The sequence below is a fragment of the Acinetobacter sp. YT-02 genome (assembly GCF_002412355.1).
GTDB classification, from domain to species: domain Bacteria; phylum Pseudomonadota; class Gammaproteobacteria; order Pseudomonadales; family Moraxellaceae; genus Acinetobacter; species Acinetobacter towneri.
This window is the reverse complement of sequence record NZ_NOZT01000032.1, coordinates 25,048-39,596: the sequence shown is the minus strand read 5'-3', so window position 1 is coordinate 39,596 and position 14,549 is coordinate 25,048. Positions and strand designations below refer to the sequence as shown.

The following is a 14,549-nucleotide window of genomic DNA, read 5'->3' as shown; positions in this document are numbered from 1 at the left end:
GGATGTGGAAGCATAGCGATATGTGAAGCTGACCAATACTAATTGCTCGTGAGGCTTGACTATACAACACCCAAACAGTTGGGGTTGTATGTTCAATCGATTCAAATCCAATCAGTCAAATCAGACTGACCTTGATTTAGTTAACGCTAAACAATAAAATTCAGACCCAATACAGCCCAATCTGTTACAGATTCGGAAAACGCAGTGCATCACCATCGTGAATAAGACCAATGCAAGTCTCCGTAAACAGTTGTGCTGGCGACCATAGCAAGAGTGAACCACCTGATCCCTTCCCGAACTCAGAAGTGAAACCTCTTCGCGCTGATGGTAGTGTGGGGTTACCCATGTGAGAGTAAGTCATCGCCAGCTCATTATTCTAAACACCCTCAACTAGCGTTGGGGGTGTTTTTTTATGGGAGAAAGAAAATATTAAGAAGAATAATCACATTTTATTGTGTTTAAAATAATAATAAATCCATAATTAATAAAATGTTTTAGACTAATGTTGAATTTTTATTTTTTGTGTTTTGTGTGAAAGTTACACAATCTACTTGAATAGCAAAAGTGGACATGGATGACTGATAAAAATGAAAGTCTTCACTGTAAAAATTGCTATTCAAGCTTACTGAAACACAAACTCACAGGAGGTGAGGAATGGCACATCAAGCAATTAACGTGAATGATGTCATCGATCACGCAAAATTCAAACCATTTCATTTCAATGTCGTGGCATGGTGTCTACTGATCATTTTATTTGATGGCTATGACTTGGCAATTAATGGGGTCGTTTTACCCTTATTGATGGATGAGTGGGGCTTGAGTGCTGTTCAAGCGGGGATGCTCGCGAGTACTGCATTGGCAGGTATGATGTTTGGCGCGATGATTTTTGGTTCTTTGGCCGATAAAATTGGTCGTAAGAAAGTCATCATGATCTGTATCGTTCTGTTTAGTGGTTTAACCTTTGCAGGTGGCTTCGCCTCTAATCCAACTGAGTTTGCGATTTTACGTTTCTTGGCGGGTTTAGGCATTGGTGGTGTAATGCCAAACCTTGTGGCCTTAACTTCTGAATATGCACCTAAAACCATGCGTAGCACCTTAGTGACTACTATGTTTAGTGGTTATGCTGTAGGTGGTGTAATGGCAGCCTTACTTGGCTCATGGTTTACCCCAAGTTTTGGCTGGGAAATCATGTTCTTTATTGCAGGTATCCCATTGTTTTTATTGCCTGTGATTTGGAAATTCTTGCCAGAATCTTTAACCTTTATTGTCAAAGAAAATAAGCAAGATCAAGCCCGTCCAATCGTAGCGCGTTTAGCACCAGATTTAAAAATTACCGAAGACACCACTTTTGAATTGTATCAGGTTGGTGTGCCTGAAGCTGCTAACGTGGTGAGCTTGTTCAAACGCGGTCGTGCAGTGAATACTTTATTGTTCTGGTTAGCGTTCTTTACTTGTCTATTAACCATGTATGCACTCAGCAGCTGGTTGCCAAAACTGATGATGGCGGCAGGCTATTCTATGGACAACAGCTTAATGTTCATGATGGTGATGAACGTAGGTGCAGTCGTTGGTATCGTGGGTGGTGGTATTTTAGCAGACCGTTTCCACTTAAAACCTGTATTGATGTTCTTGGGAATCATGGGTGCATTGGTGATGAGCCTCATGGGCTTCCAATCTAATCAATTCTTACTTTACATCTTAGTATTCTTGGCGGGTGCAGCATCTATTGGTTCACAAATGTTGTTGTATAGCTATGTGGCACAATATTACCCACTTGCGGTACGCTCAACAGGTATTGGCTGGTCATCTGCCATTGGTCGTATGGGTGCGATTGTGGGTCCAATTTTAATTGGCGGCTTATTGGGTATGAATTTACCTGCACACTTCAACTTTATGGCAGTAGGTTTGCCAGTGTTGATCACTGCAATTGCGGTTGCCTTGATTATGAGTGAAGATGAAGCTGAGCAAATTAAAGCAGGCAAAGCAGTTGCTGCCAAAGCTTAAACTTGTAATGTGCTAAGTTCAAAAGTCCTCAACCTTGTTTGGGGACTTTTTGATTATGGGGTGTGTAAATAGAAAGTGATGATAGATAAAGTTATATACTCAAGACACAGATAAAAAGAAACCCCATCATCCTGACGGGGTTTCTTCGTATTTCGTGTTCAGGTATAACTCCTGTCGTACCTCACGATCCTGGTGCTCAAACCTATTATTGTTGTTTTCTGTTTGGGAAACATCCTGTCTCCTTATGCTTTAAAGAATACCGTAAGCTCAAAATACTGCCTAGCCTCATTTTGCTTCAGTGCATGTAAGCAAAAACTGACAAAGTGATGAATGATACTGACGCTGTTTTTGAGCAAACGATAAAATACCGAGCTTATTTTTGTCCATAAACAGGCGTATACTGATTGCGTGATTGGAGTAAATATGTCTGATTTAGCTGCAGCATCTCATGTTCAGTATGGTACTAAGCCGTTTAAAGCCATTCTTTTTTCGTTGTTTCTAGCGGGTTTTGCTTCTTTTTCGACCTTGTACTGTGTGCAACCGATGATGCCAATTTTGGCCGATTTTTTTACGGTTACACCAACCCAAAGTAGTTTCCCGCTGTCATTTTCTACTGTGGCTTTGGCGATCGGTTTGCTTTTCACAGGTTTTATTTCAGATCGTTTTGGGCGTAAACCTATTATGGTTTTGGCTTTATTTTTAGCTGCCATTTTATTAATTCTGAGTGCCTTACTTCCAATCTGGTCATTCTTTTTAACCACACGAATTTTTATTGGCATTGCTGTGAGTGGTGTAGCTGCGGTCGCCATGACCTATATTGGTGAAGAAATTCGACAGCAAGATATTGGTTTTGCTATGGGGCTGTATATTTCGGGTACGGCCATTGGTGGCATGGGTGGACGTTTAATTGCTGGGGTCTTGGTCGATTTTATTTCTTGGCAAGCGGCAACCTTAATTATTGGTAGTTTGAACTTACTGATTGCAATCACCTTTTATATGTTACTGCCCGCATCGAAAAATTTTACAGCGTATCCGATTCGCTTCTCGCGGTTTAGAGATGCTTTTGTTGCCAATTTGGCAGACCGTAAATTAAGAATCCTGTTTTTACAGGGCTTTTTGCTGATGGGCTGTTTCGTTAGTATTTTCAATTACATTAGCTATTATTTATTGGCTAAACCATTTGAGCTTTCTCAAGTTTGGATTGGGGTAATTTCAATTGCCTATTTGGCGGGTATTTACAGTTCACCACGCGCAGCAAGCTGGGGCAATCGTATTGGACGTGAACGTGTGTTGCCTATGGTGATTGTCCTAATGTTGATCGCATTATGGTTGATGTCGATTGCACATTTAGCCGTCGTATTGGCTGCATTGGTGCTATTTACCTTTGCTTTTTTTGCCGCACATTCTACTGCCAGTAGTTGGGTGTCGATTCAAGCCCTGCAGTATCGTGCAGTGGGATCATCATTATATTTATTTAGTTACTACATGGGTTCGAGTTTGCTCGGTAGTGGTAGCGGTCTGATTTGGGAACAATGGGGCTGGTCAGGTCTGACATGGGTGATGACTGCGGTCTTGGGTGTGGCGCTTTATGGCGCGTGGCGCTTAAAGCTCAAACCAGTGGAGATACGATAAGCGTTCAGGATTATTGCTTTAGGCTTATCCCTTTATGCTTTTCTTATTCAGATACCAACTTAGGATATAAAAATAGTTTGCTGATTTTGTGTGTTTTTTAATCAAGCAAGATGAGTGGAATTCATGCTAAAATAGTCGGCTTTCATCTTTGATCGACTTCTGATCTTTCACTTCCCAGCCGAGAATTGCAAGCCATGTCTACTGCTTATACTGCTCAGACCGCACCCAAAGCGTTGTTTGATTACGACAAATATTGGGCGTCATGTTTTGAGCCTGCGCCATTTTTGCCGATGTCACGCGAAGAAATGGATCAGCTTGGTTGGGATGCCTGCGATTTTATTTTGGTTTGTGGTGATGCTTATATTGATCATCCCTCTTTTGTATCGGGCGTGATTGGTCGTGTGCTTGAGGCGCAGGGCTTTCGTGTCGGGATCATCGCCCAACCAGACTGGACCAATGTGGAATCTTTTCGGGTACTAGGGAAGCCGACCATTGCTTGGGGTGTTACCGCGGGCAATATGGACTCGATGATCAACCGCTATACTGCAGACCGTAAAATCCGTTCTGATGATGCTTATTCACCAGACAATCAGCCGAATAAACGTCCTGACCGTGCGGCTACGGTATATTGTCAGCGTTGTCGTGAAGCCTTTCCAGATGTGCCTGTTTTACTTGGCGGGATTGAAGGCTCGTTGCGTCGTATTGCACATTATGATTATTGGTCGGATAAAGTTCGTCGCTCGATTTTAATGGATTCTAAAGCCGACTTATTGATGTACGGCAATGGCGAGCGTTCGATTATTGAAGTGATGCACCGTTTGGCCAAAGGTGAAAAAATCCACGAAATTACAGATGTACGTGGTACAGCATTTATTATCAATAAACATAACCGTGCGTCTAAATCCAAATTTGTTGAAATTGCATCTAATGATGTAGATAGCGTGGGCCGTGTCGATCCAATCATCAACCCTTATGTGATGACCGAAGATTTAGACGGTTGTGAGATTGAAAAAGATAAGGGCAACAACCTCGCGCAATATCAAAATTTCCAGAAAGATGTAGTCAGCAATCCAATTGTTCGTGAAGGTGATCAGCTAGATGCAGATACCCAGATTGTGCAATTGCAGCCTGCTTCAAAAGCAATTAAACACAAATTACCCCCACGTGAATTGGCAGTGATTCGTTTGCCTTCTTTTGAGGAAGTGGCGAATGATCCTGTGCTGTATGCGCATGCTAACCGTATTTTGCATTTAGAAACTAACCCAGGCAATGCGCGTGCTTTGGTGCAAAAGCATGGTGAACGTGATGTGTGGTTGAATGCACCGCCTATTCCGTTGACTACGGAAGAAATGGACTATGTATTCGATTTACCGTATGCACGTTTGCCGCATCCATCTTATGGCAATGCACGTTTCCCTGCTTTTGATATGATCAAGTTTTCGGTCAATATCATGCGTGGTTGTTTTGGTGGCTGTACTTTCTGTTCGATTACCGAACACGAAGGCCGAATTATCCAAAACCGTTCTGAAGAATCCATTTTGCGTGAAGTGGAAAAAATTCGGGATACTGCACCTGGCTTTACCGGTATTATTTCAGACTTAGGTGGCCCGACTGCAAATATGTACCGTTTGCATTGTAAAGATCCTGAAATTGAAAAGAATTGTCGTAAACCTTCCTGTGTATTCCCGGGCGTATGTCAAAACTTACATACCGATCATGCGCCTTTAACACAGTTATATCGTAAAGCGCGTGAACTGAAAGGCATCAAAAAAATTCTGATTGGTTCAGGTTTGCGGTATGACTTGGCTGTGTTGAACCCTGAATATGTACGTGAATTGGTGACGCATCATGTGGGCGGTTATTTAAAAATTGCACCAGAGCATACCGAAAAAGGTCCATTATCTAAGATGATGAAACCTGGTATTGGTACCTATGACCGTTTTAAACAAATGTTTGATCGTTTCAGTAAAGAGGCGGGCAAAGAGCAATATTTAATTCCGTATTTTATTGCTGCGCACCCAGGAACGACCGATTACGACATGATGAATTTGGCGTTGTGGCTGAAAAAGAATGGTTTCCGTGCCGATCAGGTGCAGACCTTCTATCCATCGCCAATGGCAACCGCTTCGACCATGTATTACACGGGTAAAAACCCACTGGCCAAAGTGGCGCGTTATACCGAAAATGTGGATATTGTCAAAGGCGAAAAACGTCGTCGTTTGCATAAAGCTTTCTTACGTTACCATGATCCAAACAACTGGCCGTTGTTGCGTGAAGCCTTAAAAGAAATGGGACGTGCAGATTTAATCGGAAACTCTAAACAGCACCTGATTCCAACCTATCAGCCGCAAGGCACAGATGGACAGTATCAAACGGCACGTAAGAAAAACTCGACTGTCGCGGGTGATTCACAAAAACGTACGGGGCAAAGTGGCAATCGTGCTCAGAACAGTAATCGTCCGAAGAAAGGACAAATTTTGACCCAGCACACAGGCTTGCCGCCACGTGAAACAGGTGAAAAACGTCCATTTTCACACAAGAAATCTAAGCCAAAATCGAAAGCTTAGTACTTCAAATTAAGCTCCATCAAAGGCGCTGCGGCGCCTTTTTTGTTTGCTTTTCATTTCATCGGAATTGTCCGACAATCGAATCTGTTAAGCATTGCTTTGTTTTTTGAGCATGCTATACAGTATTTCAATCTAAGGATAAAAATATGCTTAGACGCTACAGCGCTTAGACAAAAGGCGGGCTTGTGAAACAGAATTTCTGTTTCTATGATGCTTTTGTCAATGTTTCATGTAGTTTCTTAAATGGAACGTTTAAATATAAAAGCGTGTTATATACTGATTTGATAAAAAATTGGCATGAAGCCGAAACAACTATAAAAATGATTTTAAGGATTGAATAATGACAATTTATATTTTGATTGGGGTTTTGATACTGATTTCCTTTCTCTTGATGGCGGTTAAGGGGTTGGAAAATAGAGAAAAACCTCAAGACAGTGCACTAAAGCAACGTGCAATTTTTAGCTTAAATGAACAGCTGACGTATACACGTTTGCAGGAAATTTTACCTCATCATACCATCTTGGCGCATGTGTCTTTTGATGCCTTGCTGACCACGAAATTTTCACGCACTCGTCATAAATACCGCAATATGATTGCCGATTTTGTGGTGTTGGATGCCAATCATCAGGTCGTTGCAATTGTGACCTTAGATGATCTGTTGATGTTGAAACGTAGCCGCAATGCACAATACCAAGATGAATTGTTGCGTTTGGCGGGCTATAAAGTCCTGCGTTATGAAGAAGTGCCTGAATATCACGAATTGCGCGAAGCATTTGGGCAGTCATCGTCTACAGATTTAGATGATTTGGATACTGCGTTAAAAAAGTATGATTTTTTAGCGCATTCTGTACGCCATAAAGTGAAGGTATTGGGCTAAACGCTTGCCGCTAAAATCGCAAGATAGACAATATCAATCAGCATGTTGCCATCACATGCTGATTTTTTTGGCTATGTTTCTGATCCAATTACATCTGTTTTACGTTGGGTTGCTCTTCAGGTTTGACTGCAACCACAGTCATCTCAACTAAAACGTCAGGATGATATAACTTGGCTTCTACGCAGGTACGCGGTAAAGTTTGTATATCTGCCACCCAAGCATCCCAAACTTGATTCATTGCGGCATAATCGCGCTCAATGTCTTTTAGAAAAATCATTACCGACATGATGTGGCTTTTATCTGTACCCGCATCTGCCAATAAACGATCAATCAGGGCAAGTGTTTGTTGGGTTTGCCCCTCAATATCTTGTTGTGTGTCTTCTGCCAGTTGCCCTGCCAAATGGACTAAATTTCCCGAAATTGCAATTTCAGAATAACGTTTTTGGATATGTAGACGTTGAACAGCCATTGGGTGTGATCCTCGCGCCAAGCGATTGGGTATAAAAAGCGTGAGGTATTATAGAGGCAGGCAAGCACGTGGAAAATATGCAGGCAGCAGTCTACTTAAAATAAAAAGTAGTTGAATGGAAAATACGAGGAAAAGAGAGACGGTGTATCAAAGCGGCGAAGTGCCAAGCGCAGAGTTGTCCTGTAATCTTCGGATTTGATCGTCACGCCAATCACAGGACAAGTATGCCAAAAGTAATGGTGATTTTTGACATCTCAGCGTATGTACGGATAAATACATCGCGCGCATAGATTACTCTAAAAAGCACAACTGTGAAGGGTAAATTGTCTTATTTTTATTCTTTTGGCTGAAATTTATACAAAAATAGCTTTAGTATTCATCGGCAAGTATTGGCTAGGTATGTTTTATGTAGAGCGGGAAGTTTACCGCTTTAAAATCCGTGATATTTACGAGTCGTGATATTTACAGTAAAGACAGTTGTGCTTGTTCATCGGCAGAGCTGAGTTGATACAGACCGACCCCAATTAAACGGAATTGATCCTGTGCGGGAATATGCATTTCGTGAAGCAAAAGTTGCAGGACTTTTTCAAGATCGTTTTTGCTCTCAAGTGGCTGTTTAAAACTTTTGCTATGTTGTAAGACCTGAAAATTTTTGAGTTTCAATTTGGCCGATACGCCACGTGCAACATATTGTTTTTTCACTAAACTATGCCAAACCTGATCAATCAAGCTAGACCAGTAAGCTGCACATTCGGCTAAGTTTAAGTCATCATCAAAGGTGATTTCTTTGGAAATTTGCTGGCGCTCACGTTCTGCCTGCACAGGACGTTCATCAATCCCTTGGGCAAATAAAAACAGGCGTTTTCCATATTTGCCAAAATGATGAATCAACAGGTTTTCTTCAATGTGTTGCAAATCGCCTAAGGTATTTAAATTCAAGCTTTTTAATTTTTCCTGCGTGACTTTACCTACGCCTGGAATTTTCTTTAAGGGTAAGTCCTGAATAAACTGCTGCACTTGACTGGGTTTAATCACGCAAATGCCATTGGGTTTATGCCAGTCCGAAGCAATTTTGGCTAAAAATTTATTCGGTGCGACACCTGCCGAGGCCGTTAAACCTGTACTTTGAAAAATATCTGCCCGAATCCGCATTGCGACTTCAGTTGCGCTTGGAATACCTTGTAAATTTTCGGTGACATCTAAATAAGCTTCATCTAAAGACAAGGGTTCAATAAGTGGTGTATAACGCTGAAAAATCTGATGAATTTGTGCGGAAACCTCACGATAGAGCGCAAAATTAGGCTCGAGCACCACCACCTGCGGGCAGCGTTTGCGGGCTTGTGCCATCGACATGGCAGAACGTAAACCAAACTCACGCGCAGGGTAAGATGCCGCGGCAATCACAGCACGAGGATGATGCGAAGCAATCACCACAGGTAAATGCTGCAATTCAGGACGACTGCGCAGCTCAACAGAGGCATAAAAGGCATCCATATCAATATGAATGATTTTCCGCATGGCACAAACTAGATGAAGCGTTTAGATTTCAACAGTATCGCATGTTTAGGAAGTCGGTTGTAGCATCGGAGCAAGCGGATAAGGCGTGTTGCTATTCAGCAAAATCACCTGTGTCGATTGCTGTTCTGCATAGTCGATCAAACGCTGTAAACTCCGTGGGCTATGGTCGGCAATGCGGGGCAAAAACTCTAAAGGGCGCGCTAAAGGCTGGAAAAAATTTCCCAATGAATTGGAATCACGACACGAGGGCGCAACGTTCCCACAGTTTCATCTAAATAATGCTGTTGAAAAGCAACCGATTGTTTAGAGAGCTGTGCAATCCCTAAAAATAAAGTATCTACCTGCAAGTGTTGTAATTGTTTAGAAATCGCGCCTGTACTGGCTTTGACTAAAATGTTCTGTTCAGGATGCTGAATGTAATAATCAAAACTGCCGCCTTCTTTAAATTCATAAAAACGGGCAGGTAAGGACAATGGTTGTTGAATTTGTTCACCTAAATCATTATTCACAGCGGTGGCAGGGGTATGCTGTGATGGAATAGCCGTAATCTTAAACTTTCCAATCTGTATTGGTTGGGCAGGATTGACAAGGCTTAATCGAGATTCAGGAATTGCGGCACCACGGGCAATGTTCAAACTACTTTCTGAACCGATGATTTGACTGTGTTTGAGTTGCTGCACCAAAAATGGCAAATCTAGCGTGTGATCATAATGCGAATGGGTGATCAAAATCGCACGTGTGCGTTGTAATTGATGCTGTTGAATCAACTTGTGCAATAAGGCTGGTTGGCTGTCTAACTTGTTCCACATGACTTGTGCAAGAGAGGGGCGACTAAAAAATCCATCAATCAGAATTTGGTTTTCGCATCATTAAACAATAGGGTAGATACGCCACAATAATGTACCTTTAAATTAGAACTTATAGTTTTTGTTGGATATTGCCATGCGGAAAATTGTTCTAGTTTGCCTGCGGGTTGTAATAGGTAAAGCAGTGCGAATCCTGCACAAATGCTGAGCGTAAGCGCAGCCCAAAGCAGCCCTTTCATAATTTTCATGACGGTACTTTTTTATTGTGATGCAGCTATCTTGTTATTTTTTCTGGTTCGGTTCAAGTCTTGTGGGTTGAATTGCGTTGTCTGTTAAAAAATGCTGCCATTGTTTGCTATTGCCATAAAAAACATTTAGGTCGACTGGGGTGTGAATACCTTTTATTTGACCCTGATTGGTATGTTGCCAAAACAACCATTTTGGCTGACCTGCCAGTTGTGGTTTACCCTGATATTCTCTGACCCAAAGTGGTGTTTGCTTAAAGCTTTCAGTTAATACCATATTGTAAAAGGCTTTAGATACATAAAAAATCGGTTGTTTTTCATAATGTTGATATAGCGCATCATGCATGATTTGAATTTCGCGCAGTAACTGTTCTTTGGTATAGGTATTGATGCAGTTGCTGTCATACTCCAAGTCAATTACAGGTGGCAAACTGTCGGATTTTTTTGGAACAGTCGCAATAAAGTTTTCTGCCTGAATTGCTCCATCACGGCATAAGCGATAAAAATGATAGGCGCCGACCAAAAAGCCATGTTCACGGGCTTTGAGCCAGTTATCCTGAAATTTACGGTCTTTAAAATCGCCCCCTTCGGTGGCTTTTAAATAGACAAAGGCATATTTTTGTGGGGAAATTTTATGCCACTGAACATCGCCTTGATGATGTGACACGTCAAATCCTTGAATCGGATATTCTTCGGTTGCCGCAGGTTGTTGGCGCAACACACCCAAATACAATAAAACCGCCAAAACAGCACTGCCAAGCATCGCAATGGTCATACGATAGTGCGGTGTAAAAGCTGAGTTTTTAGCTTGATTGGACGGTTTGCGCATGTTGGAAAAGCTTCGCGGAGCAAAGTCATATCATAACGTGCAGTGCGGTGTAGCACCATGCGCTTTCGGTAATGGCGTTTTAAACAGCCGTGTGTTTGGGGATATTCCAAAACACTAAAAATGCCAAAATATTTAATACACCCAAACAAATTAAAGTGGCATGAAAGGCACTGACTAACTGTCCTGCGCCGTAATAGGCACTAAACATATTCACCAAAGTACCTGCCAATGCCACGCCAATACTCATCGACAGCATCATAATCATGGATAAAAAACTATTGCCGCTGCTGGCATCTTGTTGAGGTAAATCTTTGAGTGTAAAGGTATTCATACCCACAAACTGCAATGAATTAAGCACCCCAAATATAAAAAAATGCAAGGCACGTAACCAAGTCGCAGTTTCAGCAGTGGTCAGCGCAAAACTAGCAATACACGCCCCGACCAATAACGTATTGGTCAGTAAAAACTGCCGATAGCCAAAACGTTGAATTAAAGGCCGAATAATTGGTTTAGATACCAAAGAACCGAGCACAGTCGGAATCATCATCAAACCCGTGAGAAACGGTTCAAAACCAAAAGCCACCTGTAGCATGATTGGCATGATAAAAGGCATGGCATTGCCCCCGAAGCGGGCAAAAAAGTTACCTAAAATACCAATGGCATATAAGCGATTTTTAAATAAATCGCTGCGAAATAAGGCATTTTGATAAGTATGGGCATGGCGGGCATAGCATGCTGCGGCAATACCGCCAGCCAAGATTAACGCTAAATTCCAAAGCAGATTATGTTGTGGGTTGGCAAAATTTTCGATGCCTAAAGATAAGCCCGCCATCGCCACAACTAATAGGATAAACCCGAGAAAATCAAAGTTTTTAACTTCAGTTGCAGTCACATTTGGCATGGCTTTAATACAAATCCAACAGCCCAAGATGCCCATAGGAATGTTGATCAGGAAAATCCAGTGCCACGTGGCGACTTCGACCAACCAGCCACCCAGAGTTGGGCCAATTAAGGGGCCAATCAACCCTGCCAGACTCATCAGGCTCATGGCAGATAAAAACTGGGTACGTGGAATGATTTTTAACATCGCCAAGCGCCCGACAGGCAAGAGCAATGCGCCACCAATACCTTGAATCACCCGATAAAACAGTAATTCATTCAGACTCGCTGCTGCAGCACAACCCAAAGAGGCAAGGGTAAAAATGATAATCGCTGCAAAATAGGTATTGCGTACCCCAAAACGATCTGCCAACCATCCACTTAATGGAATACACGCTGCCACCGAGAGCACATACGCCACCACAACACTGTGCATCCGCAGCGGGTCTTCCTGCAGGCTATTCGCCATTGCAGGGATTGCTGTATTCACAATGGTGGTGTCGAGCGCCTGCATAAAAAAGCCAATTGAAACCAGAAATACCAAAAGACGGTATTCAGGATGCAGGGCTTGATGGGTCGGTGTTTGGTTCATAACTCGGCAAAATGGACATTTGGTCTAGTTTAAACCATTTTGCAATCTAGCGGACTGCATCTATAAAAACATGAAAAGTGTTTGAAAATTCAAGGAAATGCAATGAAATTGTCATCTATTTGTCACCGATTATTCACTTTGAGTTTGTAAGTTGGGTGCATTTAGAAAAATGATGAGTAATTTATGAAAACGCAAATTTCTGCATTAATGTTGGCTTTATTGTCTGTGGGGATGGTGGGCTGTAATGATAATAATGATCCTATTCCTGTAAAAGAAGAAGTTGTTGAAGCAACACCTACAACAATTAGTTTGGAGCGTTTAGGGGAATACGATGCACAAGTTTTTGGTGCGAGTGCTGCGGAAATTTCTGCTTATGATGCTGAAAGTAAACGTTTATTTGTAGTCAATGCGAAAAATGGCGTGGTCGATGTACTGGATTTAAGCAACCCAAGTGCACCTGTTAAGCTGAACAGCTTGGATGCCAAGACTCATTTAGCGAATTCTGAAGTCAATAGTGTTGCGGTACATCAAGGTATTGTCGCTTTAGCTGTTCAGGCAACACCTAAAACTGATAAAGGCATCGTGGCATTTTTTAAAGCCAAAGACCTGAGCTTTATCAGCAAAGTTGAAGTCGGTGCATTGCCTGATATGTTGACTTTTACTCCAGATGGCAAAAAAGTCTTGGTTGCCAATGAAGGTGAGCCAAATGAAGGTTATAAGATTGATCCAGAAGGTTCAATCAGTATTATTAATCTAACTGACATCAACAAGCCTACTGTAAAAACTGCAGATTTTCAGGCATGGAATACACGTAAGCAGGAATTGCTTGATGCGGGCGTGCGTATTTTTGGGCCAAATGCGACTGTCGCACAAGATTTAGAGCCTGAATATATTGCGGTGAGTGACGATGGTAAAACTGCTTGGGCAAGTCTACAAGAAAACAATGCTATTGCTGTGATTGATTTGATTCAAGACCAAGTGGTCGATATTTTCCCCTTGGGCTATAAAGACTTTGGCTTAGCTGCAAATGCTTTAGATGCTGGTGATCGTGATTGTGTTGTTGGTAAACAAGACTATAACGGTAAAACGATTACAGCCTGTGCTAAAAATGAGGGGATGATTAATATTCAAGCTTGGCCAGGCTTATACGGCATGTATATGCCAGATGCAATTGCGCAATATCAAGCCAATGGACAAAGCTACTTGGTCACTGCCAATGAAGGTGATGCGCGTGAATGGTTGGTTGATGAAGACTTATATTTTGGTACGGATGAAATAACTCAGGGTTATGCAGAAGAAATTCGTGTTAAACACTTATTCAATAATAAAGGCTTCAGTACCATGGGCGATTATGCAGCGCATTTACGTCTATTAAAGTCAGGGGTTAAAGGCGCAAAGCTTGATTCAAACGTATTTAAAGCATGTACCACTACAGATGCCAATGAAGTTTGTGCAGATAATTTAATTAAAGATTCACAATTGGGTCGTTTGACGATTACTTGGACGCAAGGTTACAAGAAAGATACAAATGGTGAGCCTGTGCTAGACAGCGATGGTTTCATGACCTATGACAAACTATATGCTTATGGTGGCCGCTCGTTCAGTATTGTAGATCCTAAAACCAAAAAAATTGTTTGGGACTCAAAAAATGACTTTGAACGTAAAGCTGCTGAATTATTTCCAGAATACTTTAATACCAATCATGAAAAATTAAGTATAGATGATCGTAGTGACAATAAAGGCCCTGAGCCTGAAGGCATTGCTTTAGGTAAAATTGGTCAAAAAACTTTTGCCTTTATTGGGTTGGAGCGTATGGGTGGCATTATGGTGTACGACATTACCCAACCGACACAAGCATCTTTTGTTGAGTATTTTAATGATCGTAAGTTTGGTGAAACTCGTACATCTTTCGATGCAGAAGGTAATGAGGTTACCGTTGAAAATTCAAATCTCGGTCCCGAAGGTTTGATCTTTATTGCAGCCAAAGACTCGCCTAACGGCAAGCCACTGTTAGTTGTGGGTAATGAAGTCAGTGGAACTACTGCCGTCTACCAAATCAAGCTTAACTAACAGCATTGCAAAATTAGAAATCTATTAAAGAGGGCACTTTGGTGTTCTCTTTTTTGTGCTG

Annotated in this window: 9 protein-coding genes, 1 rRNA gene and 1 pseudogene; 6 read left to right on the top strand and 5 right to left on the bottom strand. The window is 41.8% G+C overall.

The window, feature by feature from the left end; translation table 11 throughout:
* Positions 1–254 precede the first annotated feature (254 nt).
* From rrf to CF596_RS09255, 5 genes are all read left to right on the top strand, one after another.
* Positions 255–369: ribosomal RNA gene (rrf, locus tag CF596_RS09275) — 5S ribosomal RNA — on the top strand.
* 285 nt (positions 370–654) lie between these two features.
* The gene (locus tag CF596_RS09270) at positions 655–2,004 is read left to right on the top strand and encodes an MFS transporter (protein ID WP_096902259.1); all 1,350 of its coding nucleotides are present in this window, start codon (positions 655–657) and stop codon (positions 2,002–2,004) included.
* Positions 2,005–2,427: 423 nt separating this feature from the next.
* Positions 2,428–3,636 carry an MFS transporter gene (locus tag CF596_RS09265; protein WP_096902258.1) on the top strand — a complete coding sequence of 403 codons (1,209 nt, stop codon included), beginning with the start codon at positions 2,428–2,430 and terminating at the stop codon, positions 3,634–3,636.
* Positions 3,637–3,830: 194 nt separating this feature from the next.
* Positions 3,831–6,203, top strand: a complete 2,373-nt coding sequence (locus CF596_RS09260; protein ID WP_096902257.1) for a YgiQ family radical SAM protein — start codon at positions 3,831–3,833, stop codon at positions 6,201–6,203.
* 340 nt (positions 6,204–6,543) lie between these two features.
* Positions 6,544–7,080: a DUF2726 domain-containing protein gene (locus tag CF596_RS09255; protein WP_096902256.1), complete on the top strand. Its 537-nt coding sequence runs from the start codon at positions 6,544–6,546 to the stop codon at positions 7,078–7,080.
* Positions 7,081–7,168: 88 nt separating this feature from the next.
* Here CF596_RS09255 and CF596_RS09250 read toward each other — a convergent pair whose 3' ends face one another.
* The 5 genes and pseudogenes from CF596_RS09250 to mdtD form a co-directional block, all read right to left on the bottom strand.
* A complete protein-coding gene (locus CF596_RS09250; RefSeq protein ID WP_096902255.1) occupies positions 7,169–7,549 on the bottom strand; it encodes a RidA family protein in 381 nt (126 codons plus the stop codon).
* Positions 7,550–8,011: 462 nt separating this feature from the next.
* A complete protein-coding gene (gene dinB, locus CF596_RS09245) occupies positions 8,012–9,067 on the bottom strand; it encodes a DNA polymerase IV (protein WP_096902254.1) in 1,056 nt (351 codons plus the stop codon).
* Positions 9,068–9,112: 45 nt separating this feature from the next.
* Positions 9,113–10,121, bottom strand: a pseudogene (locus CF596_RS09240) (MBL fold metallo-hydrolase).
* A gap of 34 nt (positions 10,122–10,155) precedes the next feature.
* The gene (locus CF596_RS09235) at positions 10,156–10,881 is read right to left on the bottom strand and encodes a GH25 family lysozyme (RefSeq protein ID WP_096902261.1); all 726 of its coding nucleotides are present in this window, start codon (positions 10,879–10,881) and stop codon (positions 10,156–10,158) included.
* A 145-nt stretch (positions 10,882–11,026) separates the two neighbouring features.
* Complete coding sequence (gene mdtD, locus CF596_RS09230) at positions 11,027–12,418, bottom strand: multidrug transporter subunit MdtD (protein ID WP_096902253.1); 1,392 nt, start codon at positions 12,416–12,418, stop codon at positions 11,027–11,029.
* Between the two features lie 183 nt (positions 12,419–12,601).
* Between mdtD and CF596_RS09225 the strand changes: the two genes are divergently transcribed.
* On the top strand, positions 12,602–14,488 hold the full coding sequence (locus CF596_RS09225; RefSeq protein WP_096902252.1) for a choice-of-anchor I family protein: 1,887 nt from the start codon (positions 12,602–12,604) through the stop codon (positions 14,486–14,488).
* The last annotated feature ends 61 nt before the right edge of the window (positions 14,489–14,549 follow it).

Bases quoted from the DNA above. Each gene is read 5' to 3' on its own strand.
- CF596_RS09270 (WP_096902259.1), top strand. From the start codon at position 655: ATGGCACATCAAGCAATTAACGTGAATGATGTCATCGATCACGCAAAA.
- CF596_RS09265 (WP_096902258.1), top strand. From the start codon at position 2,428: ATGTCTGATTTAGCTGCAGCATCTCATGTTCAGTATGGTACTAAGCCG.
- CF596_RS09260 (WP_096902257.1), top strand. From the start codon at position 3,831: ATGTCTACTGCTTATACTGCTCAGACCGCACCCAAAGCGTTGTTTGAT.
- CF596_RS09255 (WP_096902256.1), top strand. From the start codon at position 6,544: ATGACAATTTATATTTTGATTGGGGTTTTGATACTGATTTCCTTTCTC.
- CF596_RS09250 (WP_096902255.1), bottom strand. From the start codon at position 7,549: ATGGCTGTTCAACGTCTACATATCCAAAAACGTTATTCTGAAATTGCA.
- dinB (WP_096902254.1), bottom strand. From the start codon at position 9,067: ATGCGGAAAATCATTCATATTGATATGGATGCCTTTTATGCCTCTGTT.
- CF596_RS09235 (WP_096902261.1), bottom strand. From the start codon at position 10,881: ATGCTTGGCAGTGCTGTTTTGGCGGTTTTATTGTATTTGGGTGTGTTG.
- mdtD (WP_096902253.1), bottom strand. From the start codon at position 12,418: ATGAACCAAACACCGACCCATCAAGCCCTGCATCCTGAATACCGTCTT.
- CF596_RS09225 (WP_096902252.1), top strand. From the start codon at position 12,602: ATGAAAACGCAAATTTCTGCATTAATGTTGGCTTTATTGTCTGTGGGG.